This is a genomic window from Nocardioides sp. Leaf374, assembly GCF_916862475.1.
GTDB lineage: Bacteria > Actinomycetota > Actinomycetes > Propionibacteriales > Nocardioidaceae > Nocardioides > Nocardioides kribbensis.
In genome coordinates this window covers 45,973-70,362 of record NZ_CAKASO010000016.1, presented here as the reverse complement: position 1 = coordinate 70,362, position 24,390 = coordinate 45,973, and the positions used below count along the sequence as shown (strand labels likewise).

The 24,390-nt window shown below is 72.9% G+C and carries 22 protein-coding genes and 2 tRNA genes; 3 read left to right on the top strand and 21 right to left on the bottom strand.

All coding sequences use genetic code 11. The features are described from left to right. Positions 1 to 93: 93 nt before the first annotated feature. Positions 94 to 237 (top strand): hypothetical protein, encoded by a 144-nt coding sequence (locus LPA27_RS09755; RefSeq protein WP_228942297.1) that lies wholly within the window; start codon positions 94 to 96, stop codon positions 235 to 237. Here LPA27_RS09755 and LPA27_RS09750 read toward each other — a convergent pair. The 3 genes from LPA27_RS09750 to LPA27_RS09740 are packed head-to-tail and all read right to left on the bottom strand — an operon-like array spanning position 234 to position 3,039. After that, on the bottom strand, positions 234 to 608 hold the full coding sequence (locus tag LPA27_RS09750) for a DUF4233 domain-containing protein (protein ID WP_228942296.1): 375 nt from the start codon (positions 606 to 608) through the stop codon (positions 234 to 236). The genes LPA27_RS09755 and LPA27_RS09750 overlap by 4 nt on opposite strands. Then, positions 605 to 2,044, bottom strand: a complete 1,440-nt coding sequence (locus LPA27_RS09745) for a bifunctional folylpolyglutamate synthase/dihydrofolate synthase (RefSeq protein ID WP_056863748.1) — start codon at positions 2,042 to 2,044, stop codon at positions 605 to 607. Before LPA27_RS09745 ends, LPA27_RS09750 begins: the two co-directional genes overlap by 4 nt. After that, positions 2,041 to 3,039, bottom strand: a complete 999-nt coding sequence (locus tag LPA27_RS09740) for a GNAT family N-acetyltransferase (protein ID WP_228942295.1) — start codon at positions 3,037 to 3,039, stop codon at positions 2,041 to 2,043. The genes LPA27_RS09745 and LPA27_RS09740 overlap by 4 nt, the downstream gene beginning before the upstream one ends. Before the next feature lie 90 nt (positions 3,040 to 3,129). On the opposite strand from LPA27_RS09740, the gene valS reads away from it, so the two are divergent. Beyond that, the gene (gene valS, locus LPA27_RS09735; protein WP_228942294.1) at positions 3,130 to 5,778 is read left to right on the top strand and encodes a valine--tRNA ligase; all 2,649 of its coding nucleotides are present in this window, start codon (positions 3,130 to 3,132) and stop codon (positions 5,776 to 5,778) included. Positions 5,779 to 5,857: 79 nt separating this feature from the next. Here the strand turns inward: valS and clpX are convergent, their stop codons facing one another. The 16 genes from clpX to LPA27_RS09655 all read right to left on the bottom strand — a co-directional run bounded on the left by clpX (position 5,858) and on the right by LPA27_RS09655 (position 20,796). Then, positions 5,858 to 7,141, bottom strand: coding sequence for an ATP-dependent Clp protease ATP-binding subunit ClpX (clpX, locus tag LPA27_RS09730; protein WP_056863746.1), 1,284 nt, complete (start codon positions 7,139 to 7,141; stop codon positions 5,858 to 5,860). Positions 7,142 to 7,343: 202 nt separating this feature from the next. Beyond that, the gene (locus tag LPA27_RS09725; RefSeq protein ID WP_056863745.1) at positions 7,344 to 7,949 is read right to left on the bottom strand and encodes an ATP-dependent Clp protease proteolytic subunit; all 606 of its coding nucleotides are present in this window, start codon (positions 7,947 to 7,949) and stop codon (positions 7,344 to 7,346) included. Between the two features lie 4 nt (positions 7,950 to 7,953). Continuing rightward, complete coding sequence (locus LPA27_RS09720) at positions 7,954 to 8,556, bottom strand: ATP-dependent Clp protease proteolytic subunit (RefSeq protein ID WP_056864552.1); 603 nt, start codon at positions 8,554 to 8,556, stop codon at positions 7,954 to 7,956. 149 nt (positions 8,557 to 8,705) lie between these two features. After that, positions 8,706 to 9,194, bottom strand: a complete 489-nt coding sequence (locus LPA27_RS09715; protein ID WP_056903611.1) for an SRPBCC family protein — start codon at positions 9,192 to 9,194, stop codon at positions 8,706 to 8,708. Positions 9,195 to 9,248: 54 nt separating this feature from the next. Then, positions 9,249 to 10,433, bottom strand: a complete 1,185-nt coding sequence (locus LPA27_RS09710) for an esterase/lipase family protein (protein WP_228942293.1) — start codon at positions 10,431 to 10,433, stop codon at positions 9,249 to 9,251. A gap of 141 nt (positions 10,434 to 10,574) precedes the next feature. After that, positions 10,575 to 12,017, bottom strand: a complete 1,443-nt coding sequence (gene tig / locus LPA27_RS09705; RefSeq protein ID WP_228942292.1) for a trigger factor — start codon at positions 12,015 to 12,017, stop codon at positions 10,575 to 10,577. Positions 12,018 to 12,077: 60 nt separating this feature from the next. Next, positions 12,078 to 12,150 (bottom strand) — tRNA-Pro (locus tag LPA27_RS09700). A 37-nt stretch (positions 12,151 to 12,187) separates the two neighbouring features. Then, positions 12,188 to 12,258, bottom strand: a tRNA-Gly gene (locus LPA27_RS09695). Positions 12,259 to 12,360: 102 nt separating this feature from the next. Next, complete coding sequence (locus tag LPA27_RS09690) at positions 12,361 to 13,215, bottom strand: Fpg/Nei family DNA glycosylase (RefSeq protein ID WP_056863741.1); 855 nt, start codon at positions 13,213 to 13,215, stop codon at positions 12,361 to 12,363. Continuing rightward, complete coding sequence (locus LPA27_RS09685; protein WP_228942291.1) at positions 13,215 to 13,733, bottom strand: ribose-5-phosphate isomerase; 519 nt, start codon at positions 13,731 to 13,733, stop codon at positions 13,215 to 13,217. The genes LPA27_RS09690 and LPA27_RS09685 overlap by 1 nt, the downstream gene beginning before the upstream one ends. A gap of 42 nt (positions 13,734 to 13,775) precedes the next feature. Beyond that, positions 13,776 to 14,675 (bottom strand): alpha/beta hydrolase, encoded by a 900-nt coding sequence (locus LPA27_RS09680; protein ID WP_056903606.1) that lies wholly within the window; start codon positions 14,673 to 14,675, stop codon positions 13,776 to 13,778. Between the two features lie 8 nt (positions 14,676 to 14,683). Beyond that, a complete protein-coding gene (locus LPA27_RS09675) occupies positions 14,684 to 15,253 on the bottom strand; it encodes a hypothetical protein (protein WP_056863738.1) in 570 nt (189 codons plus the stop codon). Between the two features lie 18 nt (positions 15,254 to 15,271). Next, positions 15,272 to 17,068, bottom strand: a complete 1,797-nt coding sequence (gene metG, locus LPA27_RS09670; protein WP_228942290.1) for a methionine--tRNA ligase — start codon at positions 17,066 to 17,068, stop codon at positions 15,272 to 15,274. A gap of 37 nt (positions 17,069 to 17,105) precedes the next feature. After that, on the bottom strand, positions 17,106 to 18,455 hold the full coding sequence (locus LPA27_RS09665) for an N-acetylmuramoyl-L-alanine amidase (RefSeq protein WP_228942289.1): 1,350 nt from the start codon (positions 18,453 to 18,455) through the stop codon (positions 17,106 to 17,108). Between the two features lie 67 nt (positions 18,456 to 18,522). Further along, positions 18,523 to 19,125, bottom strand: coding sequence for a DsbA family protein (locus LPA27_RS09660; RefSeq protein WP_228942288.1), 603 nt, complete (start codon positions 19,123 to 19,125; stop codon positions 18,523 to 18,525). Positions 19,126 to 19,182: 57 nt separating this feature from the next. Then, complete coding sequence (locus LPA27_RS09655; protein ID WP_228942287.1) at positions 19,183 to 20,796, bottom strand: CHAP domain-containing protein; 1,614 nt, start codon at positions 20,794 to 20,796, stop codon at positions 19,183 to 19,185. A 170-nt stretch (positions 20,797 to 20,966) separates the two neighbouring features. Between LPA27_RS09655 and pepN the strand changes: the two genes are divergently transcribed. Further along, positions 20,967 to 23,510 (top strand): aminopeptidase N, encoded by a 2,544-nt coding sequence (gene pepN, locus LPA27_RS09650; protein ID WP_228942286.1) that lies wholly within the window; start codon positions 20,967 to 20,969, stop codon positions 23,508 to 23,510. A gap of 90 nt (positions 23,511 to 23,600) precedes the next feature. On the opposite strand, the gene LPA27_RS09645 is transcribed toward pepN, so the two are convergent. Both LPA27_RS09645 and LPA27_RS09640 read right to left on the bottom strand, forming a co-directional pair. Next, positions 23,601 to 23,987, bottom strand: a complete 387-nt coding sequence (locus LPA27_RS09645; protein ID WP_056864551.1) for a DUF5130 family protein — start codon at positions 23,985 to 23,987, stop codon at positions 23,601 to 23,603. Further along, on the bottom strand, positions 23,974 to 24,339 hold the full coding sequence (locus LPA27_RS09640; RefSeq protein WP_056863732.1) for a hypothetical protein: 366 nt from the start codon (positions 24,337 to 24,339) through the stop codon (positions 23,974 to 23,976). Before LPA27_RS09640 ends, LPA27_RS09645 begins: the two co-directional genes overlap by 14 nt. Positions 24,340 to 24,390 lie beyond the last annotated feature (51 nt).

Here is a 24,390-nt window from a genome sequence, read left to right as displayed (position 1 = left end):
CCGCGAGGTTGGAGCGCTTCGACAGCGAGTGGACCGCGAGGATCCCCTCGAGCGAGCCGCCGTTGGCGGGGCCTTCAAGCCGCGGGCTTCGACGTGCCGCTGCTGGCCGACTACGCCCGCGGCTCGGGGGCGACCGGGCTGGTGGTGGGCTTCGGCGGCTGCACCGACGCCGAGCTCGACCGGGCCCTGGCCGCGCTGGCGGGTGCGGCCCGGGGGGTGACGCCCGGGGAGGGCTAGACCGGCTCGGGTCCGCCGTCGCGCTCCAGGGCGGCGTAGGCCGCGGCGCGCTCGCGCTCGATCTTGACCCCGAGGAGGACGGCGGTGCCCCACAGCAGCGCGAAGACCGCACCGAGGAAGAACATGATCGGCACCACGAAGCCGAGCAGCACCGCGGCCGCCTGCACCACCCAGCCGGCGGTGTAGGCCCACTCCGCGCGCAGCATCCCGGCCAGCAGGACGCAGGCGACGGCGAGCCCCAGGCCGATGGCCAGGCCGACGCCGGTGGAGACGTCGGTCAGGGTCAGCAGCACCGGGGTGGTGAGGCCGAGGGTGATCGCCTCGAGGCTGAGGATCGCGGCGCACATGCCGCGCTTGGGCGAGCGCTTCACTGGTCGTCCCCCTGCTCGAGCTGCTGGTCGATCTCGCGGCGGGCCACCCGCTGGGCCTGCGTGCCGCGCTCGCTGACGAGCAGGCCGCGGGCCTCGCCGGCGGTGACGACCGAGCCGGTCACCAGCACCGCGCCGGAGCCGAGCGGGTCGCCGAAGGCCTCCCCGGCCTCGGCCAGCGCGGCGGCGGCGTCGAGGGCCTCGGCCAGGCGGGGCACGACGGTGACCTGGTCGTCGTCGAAGATGCCGCGCGCGATCTCGGCCAGGTCCTCGGCGGGCAGGGCCCGGTCGGTGGAGCTCTGGGTGCACACGACGTGCGAGAGGTGCGGCTCGAGCGCGGAGAGCAGGCCCTCGGCGTCCTTGTCGCCCATGACCCCGACGACCCCGATGAGCGGGGAGAAGGTGAAGGAGTCGTCGAGCGCGGCGGCCAGGGCCTCGGCGCCGTGGGGGTTGTGCGCGGCGTCGAGCACGATGGTGGGGCTGCGGCGCACGACCTCGAGACGCGCCGGCGAGGTCACCTCGGCGAAGGCCGCGCCGACGAGGTCGGCGTCGAGGGGCTGCTCGCCGCCGACGAAGGACTCGACCGCCGCGAGCGCCACGGCGGCGTTCTGGGCCTGGTGGGCGCCGTGGAGCGGGAGGAAGACGTCGTCGTAGCGCGCCCGGAGGCCCTGCAGCGAGAGCACCTGGCCGCCGACGGCCGGGGTGCGGGCGGCCACGCCGAAGTCGAGGCCCTCCTGCACGACCTCGGCACCGACCTCGGCGGCGCGCGCGAGCAGCACCGCCGCGGCCTCCGGCGTCTGCTGGGCCAGCACCACGCGCGAGCCGGCCTTGATGATGCCGGCCTTCTCGGCGGCGATGGTGTCGGGCCGGTCGCCGAGGTACTTGGCGTGGTCGACGGCGACGGGCAGCACCACGGCCACCGCCGCGTCGGCGACGTTGGTGGCGTCCCAGGCCCCACCCATGCCGACCTCGAGCACCGCGACCTCGACCGGGGCGTCGGCGAAGGCCGCGAAGGCCATGCCCACCACGGTCTCGAAGAACGACAGCGGGTGCAGCTGGTCCTCGTCGACGAGGTGAGTGTAGGGCGCCACGTCGTTGAAGGCGCGCACGAAGGCCTCGTCGTCGAGCGGCTCGCCGTCGATGCTGATGCGCTCGTTCATCCGCTCCACGTGGGGGCTGGTGAAGCGGCCGGTGCGCAGGTCGAGCGTGCGCAGCAGGGTGTCGATCATCCGCGACGTGCTGGTCTTGCCGTTGGTGCCGGTCAGGTGCACGACGGGGTAGGAGCGCTGCGGCTCGCCGAGCAGCTCGGTGAAGGCGGCGATCCGGTCGAGCGAGGGCTCGAGGCGGGTCTCGGGCCAGCGCGAGAGCAGGGCGTCCTCCACCTCGGAGAAGGTCTCGGCGAGGCGGGGGACGTCGGGTGTCGCAGGGGTCTGGGTCATCGCCCTCCCAGTCTAGGAGGTGGCCCCGGTGGGATCGCCGCCCGCCGCGGGCCCGGGGTCGGGCCCCGGGTCGGGCCCGCGTCGGGCTCCACCAGCAGGTTGGCCATGTCGACGACCGGCTCGAACCCCAGGGCGGTGTAGACGTGGTTCGAGACCGGGTTGGCCCGGTCGGTGAAGAGGCAGGGCCGGTGCCCGTGGTCCAGCGCCCGCGCCGCCACGGCGGCCACCGCGGCGGCGGCGTACCCGTGGCCGCGGTGGGGGGCCGGGGTGTAGACCGGGCCGATGCGCAGCACCCCGTGCGCCGGGGCGTTGTGGCCGGTGAGGTGGACGACGCGCCCCTCGACGTCCTCCCAGACCCACAGCAGACCCGCCTCCGTGCGGCGGGCCACCTCGGCTCGGTCGACCACGTCCACGGTGTCGTGCTCGGGCGTGCGGCCCGCCTGCGCCGCCGCGTCGACGTGGAACGCCGCGAACCACCCCGCCAGCAGGTCGAGGTCCCGCGACGTCGCGGCCCGCAGCCGGCCCGCCGGAGACCGGGGCGCCACGAGCTCGCGCAGCTCGAAGAGCCGGGTCTGCTCGTGCACCCGCACCTCTCCCCCGCCCCCGGCCGCCAGCACCTCACACAGCACCCGGGTCGCCGGCAGCGCACCGTTGGCCGCGCGCACCTCCTCGCCCCGCTCGAGCAGCAGGCCGGCGAGGGCCCGCGCGGCGACCTCGCTCATGGGCAGCACGAAGAGCGGCCAGGGCGCGAGCGGCGCGGTGCGCATCGCGGCGGAGACCACCACACCGTCCTCGCGCACGAGCGCCCACCAGCACGGCCGGCCGGCCTCGGTCCAGGGCTCGCCGCGCTCGGCCGCCTCGACGGCCCGGCGGGTCACGGAGGCCACCACGGTCGCCACCACCGGGTCGGCGGCGAGCACCGGCTCGGCCGCGGCGAGGAAGGCGGCGGGGTCGGTGAGCAGCTCCACCGTCGTGCGGACGGTCGCGTCGGGCATGCCCGGCAGGCTAGGACGGTGCCGCTGACCAGCGCTAATGGTTTCGGGAACCGATTTCAGGGTGACGACCGGCACCCGTAATCTGGGGCCATGACCGAGACCCAGTCCCCCCAGGCCCCCGACACGACGAGCGCGACCCGCGCCGTCGTCGTACCGGACAAGCCTGCCCTGGAGGGTCTCGAGGCCTCCTGGAGCCAGCGGTGGAAGGCCGACGACACCTACGCCTTCGACCGCACCCAGCCGCGCGAGAACGTCTTCTCCATCGACACCCCGCCCCCGACGGTGAGCGGCAGCCTGCACGTCGGCCACGTCTTCTCCTACACCCACACCGACCTGATCGCCCGCTTCCAGCGCATGCGCGGCAAGTCGGTCTTCTACCCCATGGGCTGGGACGACAACGGCCTGCCCACCGAGCGCCGGGTGCAGAACTACTACGGCGTGCGCTGCGACCCCTCGCTGCCCTTCGACCCCGACTTCGAGCCGCCGGCCAAGCCCGACGCCAAGAAGCAGGTGCCGATCAGCCGGCCCAACTTCATCGCGCTGTGCGAGCGGCTGGTCGAGGAGGACGAGAAGGTCTTCGAGACCCTCTGGCGCACCCTCGGGCTGTCGGTGGACTGGAAGCAGCACTACACGACCATCGGCCCGAAGGCCCAGACCGTCAGCCAGCGCGCGTTCCTGCGCAACTACGCCCGCGGCGAGGCCTACCTGCAGGAGGCCCCCACCCTGTGGGACGTCACCTTCCAGACCGCCGTCGCCCAGGCCGAGCTCGAGGCCCGCGAGTACGCCGGCGCCTACCACCGCGTCGCCTTCCGCACCGTGGCCGCCGACGGCTCGCCCGGCGAGCCGGTCCACATCGAGACCACCCGGCCCGAGCTGATCCCCAGCGTCGTCGCCCTCATCGCCCACCCCGACGACGAGCGCTACCAGCCGCTCCTCGGCACCCACGTCACCAGCCCCGTCTTCGGGGTCGAGGTGCCCGTGCTGGCCCACCCCGCCGCGGAGATGGACAAGGGCGCCGGCATCGCGATGTGCTGCACCTTCGGCGACCTCACCGACGTCACCTGGTGGCGCGAGCTCGACCTGCCGGTGCGCACCGTGGTCGGTCGCGACGGACGCTTCCTGCGCGAGACCCCCGAGTGGCTGGCCGGCGAGCCCGCCGCCGCGGCGTACGCCGACCTGGCCGGCAAGACCGCCTTCAGCGCCCGTGAGGCCGTCGTGGCCAAGCTGCGCGAGTCCGGCGACCTCGACGGCGAGCCCAAGCCCACCCAGCGCATGACGAACTTCTACGAGAAGGGCGACAAGCCGCTGGAGATCGTCGCCACGCGCCAGTGGTACGTGCGCAACGGCGGACGCGACGCCGGCATCCGCGAGGAGATGATCGCCCGCGGCGGCGAGATCACCTGGGTCCCGACCCACATGAAGCACCGCTACGACAACTGGGTCGGCGGCCTCAACGGCGACTGGCTGATCTCGCGCCAGCGGTTCTTCGGCATCCCCTTCCCGGTGTGGTACCCCCTCGACGACTCCGGCGAGCCCGACTACGCCCACCCGCTGCTGCCCACCGAGGCCGAGCTGCCCGTCGACCCCTCCACCGACGCCCCCCGCGGCTACGACGAGGCCCAGCGCGGCCAGGCCGGCGGCTTCATCGGCGACCCCGACGTCATGGACACCTGGGCCACATCCTCGCTCACCCCGCAGATCGCGGGCGGCTGGGAGTCCGACGACGACCTGTGGCAGCGCGTCTTCCCGATGGACCTGGCCACCCAGGCCCACGACATCATCCGCACCTGGCTCTTCTCGCGCGTCGTGCGCAGCCACTTCGAGCACCACGCCGCGCCGTGGACCCACGCGATGATCTCCGGCTTCATCATGGATCCCGACCGCAAGAAGATGTCGAAGTCCAAGGGCAACGTCGTCGTGCCCGACGAGATCCTCACGAAGTTCGGCGCCGACGCCGTGCGCTGGCGCGCCGCCATGGCCCGCCCCGGCCTCGACTCGCCCTTCGACGAGAGCCAGATGAAGGTCGGGCGCCGCCTGGCCATGAAGGTGCTCAACGCCTCGAAGTTCGTCCTCGGCGGCGTCGGCGCCACGACCCTCAACGCCTTCGAGGTCTCCGAGCCCGTCGACTGCGCCCTGCTCGGGCGCCTCGCCATCGTCGTCGAGCGCGCCACCGAGGCCTTCGAGGCCTACGACTACACCACGGCGCTGGAGACGGTCGAGAAGTTCTTCTGGGAGTTCTGCGACGACTACCTCGAGCTGGTCAAGGAGCGCGCCTACGACGAGACCGGCGGCGCCGGCGCGGCCTCGGCCAAGGCCGCGCTCGCCCTCGCCCTGGAGGTGCAGCTGCGCCTGCTCGCGCCCTTCCTGCCCTACGTCACCGAGGAGGTCTGGTCGTGGTGGCACCCCCGCGGTGACGCCGACGGCTCGATCCACCACGCGCCGTGGCCCACCGCCCTCGACCTCGGCGCCCCCGCCGCGGCCGACCCGTCGACACTGGACGCCGTGGCCCAGGCGCTGATCGGCGTGCGCGGCGCCAAGTCGCAGGCCAAGGTCTCGATGCGCGCCGAGCTCTCCCGCGTCGAGGTCGTGGGCCCCGAGGCCCTCGTGGTGGCCGCCGAGCGCGCCGCCGACGACCTGCGCCGCACCGGACGCATCACCGGCGAGCTGGTCTTCCGCAGCGACCCCGAGGCCACCGCGATCTCGGTGCGCGCCGAGCTCGCGGCGCCCACCGAGGGCTGAGCAGGCCCCACGCGCGACGAGAACCGCCCCGGACCGACGGTCCGGGGCGGTTCTTCGTGGGTCGGGGTGCGACCCGGGGTCAGGCCGACTTCTTCTTCTTGGTCTCGCTCTCGCGGGGCACCAGCGTGGGTGCCTCGTCACCGGTGACGACCGCTCCGGTGACGACGACCTTGGCGACGTCGCCGCGCGAGGGCACGTCGTACATCACGTGGAGGAGGACCTCCTCGATGATGGCGCGCAGACCGCGCGCACCGGTGCCGCGCTCCATGGCGTTGTCGGCGATGGCCTTGATGGCGTCGTCGGTGAACTCCAGCTCGACACCGTCGAGCTCGAAGAGCTTCTGGTACTGCTTGACCAGGGCGTTGCGGGGCTCGGTGAGGATCTGCACGAGCGCGGCCTGGTCGAGCTTGTTGACGCTGGCGATGAGCGGCAGGCGGCCGATGAACTCGGGGATCAGGCCGAACTTGGTGAGGTCCTCGGGGCGCACCAGCGCCAGCAGGTCCTCCTCCTTGCGCTCGGCCTGGGTGCGGACCTCGGCGGTGAAGCCCAGGGTCTTCTTGCCCACCCGCTGCTCGATGATGTGCTCGAGACCCGCGAAGGCGCCGCCCACCACGAAGAGGATGTTGGTGGTGTCGATCTGGATGAACTCCTGGTGCGGGTGCTTGCGTCCGCCCTGCGGGGGCACCGAGGCGGTGGTGCCCTCGATGATCTTGAGCAGGGCCTGCTGCACGCCCTCGCCGGAGACGTCGCGCGTGATCGAGGGGTTCTCCGCCTTGCGGGCCACCTTGTCGATCTCGTCGATGTAGATGATGCCGGTCTCGGCCTTCTTGACGTCGTAGTCGGCGGCCTGGATCAGCTTGAGCAGGATGTTCTCGACGTCCTCGCCGACGTAGCCGGCCTCGGTCAGCGCCGTGGCGTCGGCGATGGCGAAGGGCACGTTGAGCATGCGGGCCAGGGTCTGGGCGAGGTAGGTCTTGCCGCAGCCGGTCGGGCCGATGACGAGGATGTTGGACTTGGCGACCTCGACCGCCTCGTCCTTGCTGTGCTTGCCCGAGACGGGCTGGAGACCGGCCTGCACCCGCTTGTAGTGGTTGTAGACCGCGACGGCCAGCGACTTCTTAGCCTGCTCCTGGCCGATCACGTAGGAGTTGAGGAACTCGAAGATCTCGCGCGGCTTGGGCAGCTCGTCGAGGCTGACCTCGGCGCCCTCGCTGAGCTCCTCCTCGATGATCTCGTTGCACAGGTCGATGCACTCGTCGCAGATGTAGACGCCGGGGCCTGCGATGAGCTTCTTGACCTGCTTCTGCGACTTGCCGCAGAAGGAGCACTTCAGCAGATCGCCGCCGTCACCGATACGTGCCACGGGGTCATCCTCCTCGTTGCCGGCGCCGGGGCCGGGGTCCTACCTGTGCTGTCTGCCGGGTGCTGGGTGGAGCGGTGTGCCGCTGGGTCGGGCGCCGGCCGGGGCCGGGCGGGGCGACCCGACGACGGTACTCCCCCGCCGCCGCCACGAGGGCGGTGACACGAGGGTGGCCGTCGGGTCGCTCCGGGTGGAGCGGGGTGGCTCAGGCCAGGGCCGGGCTCTTGAGCGACTCGAGCACCGAGTCGATCAGGCCGTACTCCACCGCGGCCTCGGCGGTGAGGATCTTGTCGCGCTCGATGTCGCGGCTGACCTGCTCGATGTCCTTGCCGCTGTGGTCGCTGATCATCTTCTCGAGCAGCTCGCGCATGCGGATGATCTCGTTGGCCTGGATCTCGATGTCGGAGGTCTGGCCGAAGGTGCCCTCGGTGTAGGGCTGGTGGATCAGGATGCGGCTGTTGGGCAGCGCCATCCGCTTGCCCGGGGTGCCGGCGGCGAGCAGGATCGCGGCCGCGGAGGCGGCCTGACCCAGGCAGACCGTCTGCACGTCGGGCTTGATAAAGCGCATCGTGTCGTAGATCGCCGTCAGCGCGGTGAAGGAGCCGCCGGGGCTGTTGATGTAGATGCTGATGTCCTGGTCGGGGTTCATCGACTGCAGGCACAGCAGCTGGGCGATGACGGCGTTGGCCACGTCGTCGCTGATCGGCGTGCCGAGGTAGATGATGCGCTCCTCAAACAGCTTTCCGTAGGGGTCGATGCGGCGGAAGCCGTAGGAGGTGCGCTCTTCCCACTGCGGGATGTAGTAGTTCATGTCGTCAGTCCTTCTGCCGGGCCGGGCGGCCGTCGTCGGCGGCTTCGCGAGCGCTCTTGATGACCTGGTCGACCAGGCCGTACTCCTGGGCCTGGTCGGCGGTGAACCAGCGGTCGCGGTCGGCGTCGGCGATGACCTGCTCGACCGGCTGGCCGGTGTGCTCGGAGATGAGGTCGAGGAGCACCTTCTTGATGTGGAGCGACTGCTGGGCCTGGATCTTGATGTCGGAGGCCGAGCCGCCCATGCCCGAGGAGGGCTGGTGCATCATGATGCGCGCGTGCGGCAGGGCGTAGCGCTTGCCCTTGGTGCCGGCGCAGAGCAGGAACTGGCCCATCGAGGCGGCCAGGCCCATGCCGACCGTCGCCACGTCGTTGGGGATGTAGTTCATCGTGTCGTAGATCGCCATGCCGGCGTCGACCGAGCCACCCGGGGAGTTGATGTGGAGGAAGATGTCCGCCTCCGGGTCCTCCGCCGAGAGCAGCAGGAGCTGTGCGCAGATCGCGTTGGCGTTCTGGTCGCGCACCTCCGAGCCGAGGAAGACGATCCGCTCGCGCAGCAGGCGCTGGTAGATGTGGTCGTCGAGGACGTTGAGCCCGGCCCCGCCCATCGTGGGGCCGTGCGCCGAGGAGCTGGAGTTCTGGTTCACGTTGGCGACCCTAGCCCGTGCCACGGACACATCCACGCCTTATCCACCCCTGTTCGCCGACAGCGGATTTATGACCGCCCGACGGGGTCCTGCGGGGTCCGGCGGGGGCCTCAGCCGCCCTCGGCGGCGACCCGGAGCAGCTCGACGCCCTCGCGCATGCCGGCCTCCAGCTCGTCGGCGTGCCCGGCCGCGCCCCCCAGCAGGGCACCCGCGAACAGCCCGCTGACCCGGGTCAGCGCACGCGGCACGGGCCGACGGTGGACCACACGGGTGCCCCCCGCCTCCGGGGTCAGCTCCCAGATCCAGCGCGCGCCGCTCGACGGGGTGTCCCACGCGAGCACGCGCGGTGCCTCGACGGTGGCGACGACCGACCGGGTGGGCCACACGACCGGGCCGCGGCGGTTGACGCCGACGTACCACTGACCCGGGCGCAGGCCCCCGGGCTTGAGCGGCAGCATCCTGACGAGCTCGGGACTGCGCCGGGCCATGGCCCCGAGATCGGTCAGCAGCGCCCAGACCCGCTGCGGCGGTGCGGCGACGAAGGCCTCCGCGCGCAGCTCGCGGGCGGCGCCGGTCGCAGGACTGGCCTCGGCATCCATGACGCGCAGCCTGCCACGCCGGCGGCCCCGGCGTCAGCCCTCACACCAGCCGCCTCACGACAGCCAGGTGGCGAGGGCGCCGTGGACGTCGGGGTGGTTGAGCAGCCCCCAGTGGTCGGTGCGCCCGACGTGGAGCACGTCGGCGTCGGGGAAGAGGGTGCGCCCGCGGGCGTCACGACCGTAGGCCGAGCGCGGGCGCACCAGCAGGTCGCCGACGAAGCGGCCCACCGGGTGGCCCTCCGACTCGCTCAGCGTGGCGGCCACGAGGTGGTAGCGGGCGTGAGGCAAGGGCGGCACGTCGTCGGTGAGCCCCGCGACCAGGTCGTGCACGCCCGAGGAGCGCCAGTCGAGGATCCGACCGAAGGCGGCGGTCTCGGGCAGCAGGCCCAGCCCGCGGCTGCCGTGGCCGACCCCCTTGGCCACCGGCGCCCCCAGGTGGGGCGTGCCGAGGGTGACCACGTCGCTGACCAGGCCCGTCCACGGCTGCGGGTGGTCGGCCGCCACCGCGCCGGCGGCGCGGATGACCAGCCCTCCCATGGAGTGGCCCACCAGGGCGATCCGCGTCACCGGCACGGGCCAGGCCTCGACGAGTCGCTGGAGCAGCGCCGTCATGGCCACGCCGTTCTCCCGCAGCGGTAGACCGGTGTTGGCCCGCAGCACGATCGGGGTCCACCCGGTGGCGGCCAGCGCCTCCGGGTAGGTCTGGCGGCCCTCGTCGCGCCCGCGGTCCCAGTAGGAGTCGTCCTCGCACAGTCCGTGGAGGAACACCACGAGGCGCCCGGTGGCGTCGGGGAAGGCCGCCGACAGCCCGGCCTCGTCGACCTCCACGTCGCCGCCGTCGCGGCGCACCGCGAGCGGGATGGCCATCTGCGGGCGCTCACGCAGCAGCCTGTCGCCGATGAGGCCGTTGACCGCGGCGCTGAGGAAGCGGCCCTCGGGCCGTGACTCCAGGCGCGGCCCCACCCCGGTGGCGGCGACCCGGTCGAGCCCGGTCGACGCGGCGCGCAGCCCGGCGCTGAGGCCGCCGTAGATCCCGCCGGCGATGCCGCGGTGGGCCCGCTCCACGACCCCCGGCCCGCCGTGGGTGACCGCACGGCCGATGCCGTGGACCCGGTCGAGCACGGCCACGTGGGTGTCGCGGACGCTGCGCACCACCAGCTCGTCGGCCACCTCGCACAGCAGCGAGGCGGCGTCGAGCACCGAGGGGCCGGGCGCCGGCGTGACGGGGACGGGGCTCATGGCGCCCATGCTACCCGTCAGTGCACACCTGTGCACTCCCCTGGGGAGACGGGGGTACGCCGAGAGCCCGCCGGTCGCGACCGGCGGGCTCTCGGGGTGCAGCGGGTGGTGCGGTGCCGTCGCCGGGCGACGGCGTCGGCCTCAGGCCTCGGACTTCTCCGCGTCGGCCTCGGTGACCTCGGGGGCCTCGTCGGGGGCCTCGTCGGTGGCCTCGTCGGCGCTCTCGTCGGCGGCCTCGACCTCGGCCTCGGGCTCACCGATGGTGCCGTCGGGGCGCAGGTTCTTCAGCTCGACGGTGTTGCCGGAGGCGTCCTTCACCACGGCCGACTCGACCAGGGTCGCGAGCGCCTTGCCGCGCAGGATCTCCTGGACCAGGTCGGGGATGTGATTGTGCTGGAACATGTGGTTCGCGAACTCCTGCGGGTCCTGGCCGGACTGCTGGGCGCGGCGCACGAGGTGCTGGGAGAGCTCCTCCTGGTTGACCCCGAGCTCCTCCTTCTTGGCGATCTCGTCGAGCAGGAACTGCGCGGCGACGGCGTCGCGCACGCGGCGCTCGAGCTCGGCCTCGAACTCCTCCTGGGTCTGCTCCTCGTCCTCGAGGTAGGAGGCCATGGTGATGCCGGCCATCGCGAGCTGCTGCTCGATGTTCTGCCGGCGCGCGGTGAGCTCGTCGGCGACCAGGCTGTCGGGCAGCGGCACCTCGACCTTCTCCAGCAGGGCCTCCAGCACGGCGTCGCGGGCGGCGGCGGCCTGCTCGAGGCGCTTGCCGCGGCCGAGGCGCTCGCGCACGTCGGCGGTGAGCTCCTCGGCGGTGTCGAACTCCGAGGCCTCCTGGGCGAAGTCGTCGTCGAGCTCGGGGAGCTCCTGCTCCTGCACCTGGGTCACGGTCACCGCGACCTCGACCTCCTCGCCGACGAGGTCGCCGCCGACGAGCTGGGAGGAGAAGGTCTTGTCCTCGCCGGCCGACATGCCGGTGAGCGCCTCGTCGAGGCCCTCGAGCATCCCGCCGCGACCGACCTGGTAGGACATGCCGGACACCTCGGCGCCCTCGAGCACCTCGCCGTCCTTGGTCGCCTTGAGGTCGATGACCACGAAGTCGCCGTCGGCGGCCGGGCGCTCGACGTCGCTGAGGGTGCCGAAGCGCTCGCGCAGGGCGGTCACCTGCTCCTCGACGTCCTCGTCGCTGACCTCGACGTCGTCGACCTCGGCCTCGAGGCCCTCGTAGGCCGGCAGGTCGATGGCGGGCTTGATGTCGACCTCGGCGGTGAACTCCACCAGCTCGTTGTCCTCGAGGCGGGTCACCTCGATCTCGGGCTGGGCCAGCGGCTCGAGGGAGTTCTCCTGCAGCGCCTCGACGTACTTCTTGGGCAGGGCGTCGTTGATGGCCTGGTCGAGCACCGCGCCACGGCCGACCTGACGGTCGATGACCATCGGCGGGACCTTGCCGCGGCGGAAGCCGGGGACGTTGATCTGCTGGGCGATCTGCTTGTACGCCGCGTCGAGGCTCGGCTTGAGCTCCTCGAAGGGCACCTCGACGGTCAGCTTGGCCCGGGTCGGGCTCAAGGTCTCGACGGCGCTCTTCACAGGGTGTCTCCTCTATCAATCGGGGGTCTGCTCACCGGACGGTGAGGGGTGTGGCTGTCGTCGGGGCGACAGGACTCGAACCTGCGATCTCCTGCTCCCAAAGCAGGCGCGCTAGCCACTACGCTACGCCCCGCCAAGAGGCGCCCCGGCGGACCGTGACGCTCCCTGAGAGCGGATGACGGGAATCGAACCCGCGTAATCAGTTTGGAAGACTGAGGCTCTACCATTGAGCTACATCCGCGTGGCCGTGACGCCGTCTGGCTGGGCAGGGTGGAGCGCCGTCGGACCGGGCCACATCGTGCCACACCGCGCCCGCCACGCCCCAACCGCCGCTGGCCCGCCGCTAGCCCGCCGCGGCCGCGCGCGAGCGGAACCGTCGCTGGCACCCCGGGCACCAGAACAGGTTGCGACCGGCCAGCTCGGTGGTCCTCACCCGCGCCCCGCACACCAGGCAGTCCTGGCCGTGACGGCGGTAGACGTAGACCTCTCCCCCGTGGTCGTCCACGCGGGCGGGACGACCCATCGCCTCGGGGGTGTGCTCGGGTCGCACGGTGTCGATGCGACCGGTGCGCACGCCCTCGGCCATCAGCACGACGAGGTCGTCCCACATCGCCTGCCACTGCCCCACCCGCAGGGTGCTGCCGGGCCGCAGCGGGTCGATGCGGTGGCGGAAGAGGATCTCGGCGCGGTAGACGTTGCCCACGCCGGCGAGCACCGTCTGGTCCATGAGCAGGCCGCCGATGGGGGCCCTGCTGCGGCGGATCCGCTGCCAGGCGCGGTCGGGGTCGGCGTCGGGGCGCAGCGGGTCGGGCCCCGAGCGCTCCACGACCGCGTCGCGCCCGGCCCGCGTCAGCAGCTCGCAGGTCGTGGCCCCGCGCAGGTCGGCGTACGCCGCGCCGCGCGCGTCGTCGGCCACCAGGCGCAGGCGCACCTGGCCCACGGGGTCGGGCACGTCGGCGACCTCGGGGTGCACGGCGAAGGTGCCGTAGAGCCCGAGGTGGACGTGGACGAAGACCTCGCCGGGGAAGGCGACGAAGAGGTGCTTGCCCCACGACTCCGCGCCCGCGAGCACCCGGCCGTCGAGCAGGGCGGCCGAGTCGGCGAAGCGCCCCTGGGGGCTGCCCACCGCGACCACGCGCCCGGCGAAGGCCGCCTCGAGGTCGGCCGCCAGGCGGTGGAGGGTGTGGCCCTCAGGCATCAGTGCGCGGCATCGGTGGGGCCGAGGCCCTGCGCCGACTCCGGCAGCGGGGGCAGCTCGCGGGTCTGCTCGTAGGAGCCGAGCTGACCGATGCGGCGCACGTGGCGCTCGTCGCCGCTGAACGGCTCTGCGAGGAAGACCTCCACGAAGCGGGTCATCTCCTCCAACGTGTGCATCCGCCCGCCGACCGAGACGACCTGGGCGTCGTTGTGCTCGCGCGCGAGCCGGGCGGTCTCCTCCGACCACACCAGCGCGCAGCGGATGCCCAGCACCTTGTTGGCGGCCATCTGCTCGCCGTTGCCGGAGCCGCCGACGACCACGCCGAGGCTGTCGAGGCCGCGCTCGCGGTCGGCCGCGACGCCCTCGGCGGCGCGGAGGCAGAAGACGGGGTAGTCGTCGAGGGCGTCGTGGACGAAGGGGCCGTGGTCGACCGGCTCGTAGCCGTGGTCGCGCAGCCACGCGACGAGGTGGTCCTTGAGGTCGAGGCCGGCATGGTCGGAGCCGAGGTGCACGCGCATGGGCCGCATCCTCCCAGAGCGGCTCCCGGCCCCGTCGCCGGGCTAGCGGTGCTGGTCGAGGAAGGCGGCCACCTGGCGCATCAGCGGCTCGGCGGCGTCGAAGACGTCGACGTGACGCCAGAAGCCGTGGACCTGCCCGAGGTAGCGCGTGGCGACAACCGCCACGCCCTCGGCGGCCAGCCGGCGGGCCAGCTCCTCGCCCTCGTCGCGCAGCGGGTCGTGCTCGGCGGTGACCACCAGCGTCGGCGGCAGGGCGCCGAGGCCCTCGGAGCGCAGCGGTGCGAGGTCGGGGTGCTCCAGGTCGGCCGGGGTCGCGGCGTACTGCTCCCAGTACCAGGCCGCCTCGCGGGGGTCGAAGCCGTCGGCGGCCGTGGCGTAGCTGTCGAAGGACGCGGTCGGGTCGAGGAAGGGGTAGATCAGCGCCAGGGCCGTGAAGCGCCCCGGGTGGCGCAGCGCCGCGACGAGCGCGAGGTTGGCGCCGGCGCTGTCGCCGTGGCCGTACGTCGGGCCCGCGACCCCCAGCGGGTCGCCGGGTCGCGCGGCCTGCTCCTCGAGCCACGCCAGCGCGGTGCTGACGTCGTCGGGCGCCGCGGGGAACGGGTGCTCCGGCGGACGGCGGTAGTCGACGCTGAGCACCGCGGTGCGCGACCGGTCGGCCAGGCGGCGGGCCACCGCGTCGTGGACGTCGACGTCGTGCATCACGAAGCCGCCCCCGTGCACGTGCACCACGACCCCCGGGCGGGCCCCGGCGGGTCGGTAGAGCCGGCAGGACACGCCGCCGGCGTCGACGTCGAGCACCTCGGCGACGTCCTCGCGCGGCTGGGCGGCGGCGAGACGGCGGGCCTCGAGCCGGGCGGCGGCGACGTCGAAGCCGGCCTCGAAGACGCGCGGCTGACCGGCGGCGGCCTCGACGGCGCGCCGCGCCTGCGGGAAGAGCACCACCGCGGGACCTACCGCTGCATCAGGGCGTCGAGGCCCACGGCGACGGCCGCGGCGACGCGGAAGTCGACGCGCTGGTCGGGCACGTGCACGGTGTACTTGTCGCGCACCGAGCCCTGGCGCTCCACGCCCAGCAGCGGCTGGCCGTCGGCGGTGGTGAAGTCGAAGTGGATCGGCAGGAAGGGGATGTCGGTGAAGCGGCGGATGAGCGCGATGGCCTGGCTGCGCTCCTGGCCCGTGCCGGCGTAGCCCGGGCCCTCGATCTGGAAGGTCGAGCGCATCAGGCTGGCGCCGAAGTCCTTCTTGAAGAAGCCGAGCGGCTGGCGGGCCTCGTCGACGATGTCGTAGCCCGAGCCGAGGTCGATGCGCTTGCGGGCCTTGAAGCTGAAGACCGCCCGCGACTTCGAGGCGTCCTCGTAGAAGGTGACCTCCTCCTTGAAGGCCATCCGCTTCTGCTCCGCCAGCCCCATCAGCTGCCCGAAGGAGCCGTCGGGGCCGGCGGCGTAGAGCTCGTAGCGGTTCGTCGTCATGGCGAACTTCTGCTTCACGAAGAAGGTGGGGAGGTACATGCCCGCGGTCATGCCCGGAAACCTAGCGGCTCACGCCTGCGCGAGGCGCCCGAGCTCCTCGTCGACCACCGACGGGTCGAGCTTGGTGAAGATCGGCGAGGGCTTGGCCACCGGGGTGCCGACCGCGATCGGGTGGCGCCGCCAGGTCGGCACACCGGTGTAGTCGCCGGTGAGCACGGGGTAGCCCGCGCCTCCGTCGAGGTCCTCGGCCTCCTCCAGGCGCGGCATCGGGGCCACGGTGCCGGCGCCGCCGAGGGCCTTGTCGACCTCGTTGGCCGAGAACGGCAGGAAGGGGGCGAGGACGAGGTTGAGGTCGGCCACGCACTGCGCCACGACGTGGAGCACGGTGGCGAGGCGCTCGCGCTGCTCCTCGCCCTTCAGCTTCCACGGCTCGGTGTCGGAGACGTACTTGTTGACCTCGGCCACGGTGCGCATCGCCTCGCCGATGGCCTGCTTCTGGCGGTGCCGGCCGATGAGGTCGCCCACGACGCCGAAGGCGGCCTCCACCGAGTCGAGCAGGCGCTGGTCGGCCGGCTCCAGGGGCCCGGCCGCGGGCAGCTCGCCGAAGTTCTTCGCGATGAGGGTGGCGGTGCGGTTGACCAGGTTGCCCCACCCGGCGACGAGCTCGTCGTTGGTGCGGCGCACGAACTCCGACCAGGTGAAGTCGGAGTCCTGGTTCTCCGGCCCCGCGGCGGCGACGAAGTAGCGGAAGGCGTCGGGCTGGTAGCGGCTGAGCAGGTCGCGCACGTAGATGACCACGCGCTGGGAGGAGGAGAACTTGCGGCCCTCCATGGTGAGGAACTCCGAGCTCACCACCTCGGTGGGGAGGTTGAGCTCGCCGTACTCGCGCGGCTCGCCGCCCTTGCTCCCCTTGCCGGAGTAGGCCAGCAGCTCGGCGGGCCAGATCTGGCTGTGGAAGGTGATGTTGTCCTTGCCCATGAAGTAGTACGACAGCGCCTCCGGGTCGTTCCACCAGCGGCGCCAGGCCTCCGGGTCGCCGGTGCGGCGCGCCCACTCGATGGAGGCCGAGAGGTAGCCGATGACGGCGTCGAACCACACGTAGAGCTTCTTCGTGGGGTTGTCGCGCCAGCCCTCGAGGGGCACCGCGATGCCCCAGTCGATGTCGCGCGTCATGGCGCGCGGACGGATCTCCTTGAGGATGTTCTGGCTGAAGCGGATGACGTTGGGCCGCCACAGGCCCGTGGCCTCGCGGCCGTCGAGCCACTCCCCCAGGGCCTCGGCCAGGGCCGGCAGGTCGAGGAAGAAGTGCTGGGTCTCCACGAACTCCGGGGTCTCGCCGTTGATCTTCGAGCGCGGGTCGATGAGGTCGTGGGGGTCGAGCTGGTTGCCGCAGGTGTCGCACTGGTCGCCACGGGCGCCGCCGGCGCCGCAGATGGGGCAGGTGCCCTCGATGTAGCGGTCGGGCAGCGTGCGGCCGGTCGACGGCGAGATGGCGCCGTAGGTGGTCTGCTCGACGAAGTAGCCGTTGGCGTGCACGCCGAGGAAGAGCTTCTGCACCACCGCGTGGTGGTTGCGGGTGCTGGTGCGGGTGTAGAGGTCGTAGCTGACGCCGAGCGCGCAGAGGTCCTCGGCGATGACGCGGTGGTTGCGGTCGGCGAGCTCCTGGGGGCTCACCCCGGCCTCGTCGGCGGCGATGAGGATGGGGGTGCCGTGCTCGTCGGTGCCGGAGACCATGAGCACCTCGTGGCCGGCCATCCGCATGTAGCGGGAGAAGACGTCGGAGGGCACGCCGAACCCGGCGACGTGGCCGATGTGGCGGGGGCCGTTGGCGTAGGGCCAGGCGACTGCGGACAGCACGGTGCTCATGGGGTGATCCTAGGGAGCACCCGGCCCGGGGCCGGGGTCAGGCCCCGAGGGTGCCGTCCTTGAAGCGCGCGATCCGCCTGCGGGTGCGCTTGCGGATGAGCGGCAGCTGGGCGTAGAGGAGCGAGCCGGGGCAGGCGGTGTCGTTGGTGTCGCGGTGGCCGTCGATCACCGGGAGCTTCACCGTGGCGCCCGCGGAGTAGCGGTCGCTGCCGGTGGAGCGCACCGTGGCGGTGCCCGCGGGCTTGCGTCCGTGCATCTCCAGCTTCCAGGCCGCGACCCGCGTGACGGCGAAGATGACCGCCTTGGAGGGCCGCGCGGTCTCGAAGTTGCCGATGACCGAGACGCCGGTGGAGGTGTCGTTGAAGCCCAGGGTGTGCGCCCCGCGCACGTTGCGGCCCGGGCCGCCGGCGCGCCCGACCCAGATCCGTCCGAAGCGGTCGACCAGGAAGTTGTAGCCGATGTCGGACCAGCCCAGCGACTTGGTGTGGTAGCGGTACATGCCGCGCAGCAGGGCCGGGGTCTCGGCCCTGGAGTAGTCGTTGGCGTTGACGGTGTGGTGCACGTGCACCTGCTGGAGCGTGGCGTTGCGCGTCGGCGTGCCGCTGCGCCAGGACTCGTCGGCGCCCCAGGTCTTGCGCGAGTAGAGCTTGGGCCACAGCGTGGCCGTGCTCGCCGCGGGCACCACGCCCGGGTCGTCGGCGCCGTCGTCGGCGCGCGCGGACACGGTCGACGAGACGGTCGCGGAGACGGCGGAGGCGCCGGAGGACCCGCCGGCGGCGGTCGTGGGCGGCTCGTCGGGCACGACGCTGGCGTCGGTCGGACGACCGGCGGGGTCGAGCAGCACCAGGCGCAGGTCCTCGGGGCGGGGGCCGTCGACGGCCACCTCGACCCCGTCGCAGCGGCCGACCCAGGTCACGTCGGTGGCGCGCAGCGAGCTGTCGCCCTCGACGCCGGCGTCGGGGCCGTCGGCCAGCGCGGGGGTCGAGCGCCAGGGGGCCCAGGCACCACCGCTGCGGGTCCGCACCCGCAGCACCGGGTCGCTGCCGCGCCAGGTGAGGCCCAGCATCGCGAACGACGTGGTCTCCAGCGGGCCGGTGCTCCAGGTCTCGGCGCCGGCGACGCGGCGACCCGAGGGGGCACCGGCGCCGCCGTCGTCCTGCACGACGCGCCCCGAGGCGTCGACCGGGCGCAGCCGTCGGTCGTCGAGGGCGACCTCGAGCTCGCCGACGTCGGAGCCGTCGTCGGCCGAGAGCATGAGCCGTCCGTCCGGGGTCGTCGGCTCCTGGCCGGGGCCCCAGCGGGCGAGGGCGGCGATGGCCGGCACGGCCACCACCCCCGCTCCGGCGGCGATGAGCAGCTTGCGGCGACCTGCATCAGCGTGAGACATCACGAAACATCATGCGTCACACGCGCACCACAGGTCGAGCCGACAGGCCCAACGACCCGCCGGACGATCAGCTGAAGTCGAGCTCCGCCGTCCGCGAGCGCTTCAGCTCGAAGAAGTAGGGGTAGGACGCCATCGCGACGGCGCCGTCCCAGATCTTCCCGGCCTCCTCGCCGCGCGGGATCGACGACAGGACGGGCCCGAAGAAGGCAGCGCCCTCGATCGCGATGGTCGGCGTGCCGACCTCGTCGCCGACCTGGTCCATGCCCAGGTGGTGCGAGGCCTTGACCGCCTCGTCGTAGTCGGCGTCGTCGAAGGCCTCGACCAGCTCGGCCGGCAGCCCGACCTCGGCCAGGGCCTCGGAGACGACCTCCTTGCTGACGCCGCGCCCCTCGTTGTGGATCCGGGTGCCCATCGCGGTGTAGAGGGGCAGCAGCTGCTCGCGCCCGTGCGCCTGCTCCACCGCCGTCACGACGCGGACCGGGCCCCAGGCGTCCTTGAGGGCCTCGCGGTACTCCTCGGGGATGTCCTTGTCCTGGTTGAGGTAGCCCAGGCTCATCACGCGCCAGGTCACCTCGATGTCGCGCACCTGCTCCACCTCCAGGATCCAGCGCGAGGTGATCCAGGCGAAGGGGCACAGCGGGTCGAACCAGAAGTCAGCCTTGGTGGTCATGACGGACCAAGGCTCCGGGCGGCCGAAACATTCCGCCCCGCTGCGGCCGCAGCGGGCTCAGCGCGTGACCCGCACGGCGTCGACCACGCGGCGCGCCTCGACCACGGGTGTGCCGGAGTAGAGGACACGGACCCGCTTGCGCCCCGCGCCGAGCCCCGTCAGCACCAGCCTGGCCCGCCCGGCGACCAGCCGCGCCGACTCCTCGTGGGTGCCGATCCTCACCGTCACCCGCCCGCCGGGCTCGGGCACGCCCGGCGCCGCCACCCGCACCGCGACGACCGCGCGGCGCGGGCCGCCGACCGGGTCGACGTCGACCCCGGGTCGGGTGGTGATGCGCGCGGGCGCCGGCAGGGTGAGGGTGCGCGGCTCGTAGCCGGGGCGGGTGACCCGGGCACGGACCGCCAGGGTGGCCCCGGCGTCGGCCGCACGCACGGCGTACGACGCGCCCTTGCCGCCGTCGATCGGGCGGCCGTCGCGCACCCAGGTGTAGGTGACGTCGGCGTCGCGCGGGGTGGTGGCGCCGCGCTCCACGCGCAGCCGCTCGCCGACCCGCGTGGTGCCGGTGACCGCGAAGGTCCCGTCGGTCCCGATCCGGCCGCGCTGCACCGTGGTCGGGTCGGCGGCCACCACCAGCGGGCGGTAGCCCTCGCGCACGGCCCGCACCTTGGCGGTGACCGTGCGGCCGACCAGGCCGGGGCGCAGCTCGAGGCGCCCGGTGGTGGCGTCGGCGAGCGGCTTGCCGTCGGCGTACCACTGCACGGTCGTGGCGTCGGGGCGCGGGGAGAAGGAGCCGCGCACCGCGGCCAGGGTCTCCCCGACCCGCGGCGTGCCCGACAGGTCGGGCGCGGAGGGGTTGGCGAGGATCCCGCGGCGCACCTTCATCGTCGACCCCGACCGCACGACACCGGTCTTGTAGCCGCGCTTCTTCGCGGTCACGCGCACGCTGAGCCGGTGGCCCAGCACCGCCGGGGTCGGGGTGAAGGTGCGCGAGGTGGCCCCGGCGATCGCCTTGCCGTCGCGCAGCCACTGCACGGCCACCGACGCCGCGGGCTTCCACGTGCCGGTCCGGGCGGTGAGCCGCTCCCCCACCCGTGCGGCACCCTCGGTGTCGACCGGGGTGGTGGTCTCCACGGCCTTGTCGGCCAGGTGGATGAAGCCCGAGGGCCACCCGGTGCCCTTGGTCATGCGACGCCAGTGGAAGTCGCCGCCCCAGCTGTCCTCGGAGATCACGATCTCGGTGGCGGAGATGACGCGCTCGACGTAGGCCACGTGGCCCGACGACCCGGCGCCCGGCACGTCGGCCTTCCACCACGCCACGGCGCCGACCATCGGGGTCTGGTCGGTGCGGCCCTCGAGGTGCTCGCCCCAGTACTCCGCGTTGCCGCCGCCGACCCAGGGCCGCGTGGTCGACATCCCCGCCTGCACCATCCGGTAGGCGACGTAGTTGGTGCAGTTGTGGCCGGAGTACATCTGCCACCACATCTTCTTGCCCTCGGTGCGGTAGCCGTGGTGGGAGTAGCCGGCGTCCTTGCACGAGGCGTAGCCGGTGCACAGGTACGTCGAGGCCGCCGCGGCCGGTGGCACCGAGACCGCGGGGAGCACGACCAGGGCCGCCGCGAGCGCGACGAACCCCACGAGGACGGGTCGGAGGTGGTGCAGCAGCCGAGTCACGGGGCGCTATGTAACACCACGTCAAGCACCGACACGCCGGTGCGTCACAAATTTTCACATTCGTCCCACGCGTCCCGGCGGCCTCTCAGGCCCCTCCGGCGTCACCGTGGAGCACCCCGCGGCACGGTGCGATGCACGTCACCCCGCGCGCCGGTGGCAGGATGCGGCGCATGCCTGGAACCAACCTGACCCGGGACGAGGCCGCCACCCGCGCCGCCCTCCTGGACGTCTCGTCGTACTCCGTCGACCTGGACCTCACGACGAGCGAGACCACCTTCGCCTCCACCACCACGATCGAGTTCACCTGCTCCGAGCCCGGTGCCGAGACCTTCGCCGACCTCGTCGACGCGACGGTGCACAGCATCACGCTCAACGGCGAGTCGCTCGACCCCGCGACGGCCTACGCCGACAGCCGCATCGCGCTCGGCGGGCTGGCGGCGACCAACACCCTCGTGGTGGTGGCCGACTGCACCTACTCGCGCACCGGCGAGGGCCTGCACCGCTTCGTCGACCCCGTCGACGACCGGGTCTACCTCTACTCGCAGTTCGAGGTGCCCGACGCCCGCCGGGTGTTCACGACCTTCGAGCAGCCCGACCTGAAGTCGGTCTTCACCTTCGTCGTGCGCGCCCCCGAGCAGTGGAAGGTCGTCTCCAACTCCCCCACGCCCGCCCCCACCGCCCTCGGCGACGGCACGGCGCGCTGGGAGTTCGAGCCCACCAAGCGCATGTCGACCTACATCACCGCGCTCGTGGCCGGTGAGTACCACGAGGTCCAGGACGTCTACCAGGGCAAGCACGGCGACATCCCGCTGGGCCACTACTGCCGCCAGTCGCTGGTCGAGCACCTCGACCGCGAGGAGCTGGTGAAGCTGACCAGGCAGGGCTTCGAGTTCTTCGAGGAGGCCTTCGACTTCCCCTACCCCTTCGGCAAGTACGACCAGCTCTACGTGCCGGAGTACAACATGGGCGCGATGGAGAACGCCGGCTGCGTGACGCTGCGCGACGAGTACCTCCCGCGCAGCCGCCAGCCGCGCTCGTTCTACGAGTTCCGCTGCTCGGTGATCCTGCACGAGATGGCCCACATGTGGTTCGGCGACCTCGTGACCATGAAGTGGTGGGACGACCTCTGGCTCAACGAGTCCTTCGCGGAGTGGGCCTGCTACCACGCCGAGGTCGAGGCCACCGAGTACACCGACTCCTGGACCGGCTTCGCCAACGCGCGCAAGCAGACCGGCTACCGCCAGGACCAGATGCCCTCGACCCACCCGATCGCGGCCGACAACGTCGACCTTCAGGCCGTCGAGGTCAACTTCGACATGATCACCTACGCCAAGGGCGCCTCGGTGCTCAAGCAGCTGGTGGCCTGGGTCGGGCTCGACGACTTCATGGCCGGTCTGCGGCAGTACTTCAAGGACCACGCCTACGGCAACTCCGAGTTCAAGGACCTGCTCGCCGCGCTCGAGAAGGCCTCGGGCCGCGAGCTGGCGGGCTGGGCCAAGGAGTGGCTGCAGACCGCGGGCGTCAACACGCTGACCCCCGAGTTCACGCTCGACGGCGAGGGCGCCTACACCCGCCTGGCCGTGCGCCAGAGCGCCCACCCCGACTGGCCCACCCTGCGCCGCCACCGCCTCGGCATCGGCCTCTACGACGACCGCGACGGTCGCCTGGTGCTGCGCCGCACCGTCGAGGTCGACGTCGAGGGCGAGCTCACCGAGATCCCCGAGCTCGTCGGCGAGACCCAGCCCGACCTGCTGCTGCTCAACGACGGCGACCTCACCTACGCCAAGATCCGCCTCGACGAGCGCTCCCTGGCCACCGTGGTCGACGGGCTCTCCAAGCTCGACGACTCCCTGGCCCGCGCGCTGGTGTGGGGCGCGACCTGGGACATGACCCGCGACGCCGAGATGGCCGCGCGCGACTTCGTGACCCTGGTCCTGGCCAACATCGGCGCCGAGACCGACGCCTGGGGCGTCAGCCGGATCCCCACCTACGCCGCCCAGGCCGTGTCGACCTTCTCCGCCCCCGAGCACCGCGACGAGCTGCGCTCGCGCTGGGAATCGGGCCTGCGCGAGCTGGTGCTGGCCGCCGAGCCCGGCAGCGACGCCCAGCTCACCTTCGCCCGCTCCTACGCCGCCGCGGCCCGCTCCGAGCAGGCCGTCGGTGACGTCGAGGCCCTGCTCGACGGGGGCCTGGAGATCGACGGTCTCGCCGTCGACCAGGACCTGCGCTGGTCGCTGGTCACCTCGCTGGCCGCCTCCGGCAACGCCGGGGACCGCATCGAGGCCGAGCTCGAGCGGGACCGCACGATCTCGGGCCAGGAGCACGCCGCCGCCGCCCGGGCCGCCCGGCCCACCGCGGAGGCCAAGGCCGAGGCCTGGGAGGTCGCGATGGTCTCCACCGAGACCCCCAACGAGACGCAGCGCTCGGTGGCGATGTCGTTCCAGCGCTCGGGCCAGGACGACGTGCTCGCGCCCTACGTCGAGCGCTACCTCGCCGCCGCCGACGACGTGTGGGACCGCCTGGGCAACAAGCGCGCGTCGACCGCGCTCGAGGCGATGTTCCCCCGCCAGCTGGCCAGCCAGGAGCTGCTCGACCGGGCCGACGCCTGGCTCGAGCGCACCCCGGCTCCCCCGGCCGCCAAGCGCTACGTCGCGGAGGGCCGCGCCGACGTCGCCCGCGCCCTCGCCGCCCAGGAGCGCGACGCCCGGGGCTGACCCCCGGCCAGCGTGCAGAAGGCCCCCACCGCGTCGCGGTGGGGGCCTTCTGCGTGCTCAGGCGGTGCTCGAGCGGTGCTCCAGCTGCGATCAGGCGCCGGCGTGCAGCGTGTTCTGCGGGCGGGCGTAGTCGGCGAGCATCCGGATGCCGGCGCGCAGGCCGCCCACGAGGTCGCCGGTGGCGAAGTCGGCCTGCATGTGCAGCGCGACCAGCTCGACCTGCTTGTCCGACAGCGTGCGGCGCACGTAGCCGCCGGTGACGATCTCCAGCACGCGCAGCGTCGGGTCGACCATGATCAGCACGCTGCGCGAGGGAGCGACCAGGGAGTTGTGCAGCCGCGTGGCGAAGGCCCGCGACTCGCCCTCGACGTTGCCGACGAAGACCGAGAACTCGACCCGGCTCAGCTCCTCGGCACGACGCACGGCCTCGTCGAGCGCGGCGCGCTCGGCGTGGGAGAACGGGTCACCAGCGGGCACGTGCGCCACCGGCCTGCGACTCGTCGGTGTCGGGGGCGGCCAGCTCGGCGGTGGTCTTGCGGGGACCGCCGATCCACTGGTTCTGCACCGGCGGGGCCCCCGGGGCGATCCGCTCGCCCCGCACCAGCGGCGGCACGTAGATCATCGCCACGAGGGCGATCAGCATGAGGAGTGGGATGCCGCCGAGCACGAGGATCGCGTGCAGCGGGTCGACCGCGTCGGGGTCGGACCAGCCGACCGGCACGTCGGCGGAGGCCGGGCCGGCCAGGGCCACGCCCCCGAGCACACCGACGAGGGCGGTCGTGCCGACCACGGCGGACCGACGGAGCAGGGCGGCGAGGTGATGCGTCACACCACGAGGATATCGGCTCGCCGACGCCCACCCGGACGCGGACCGGGTCGA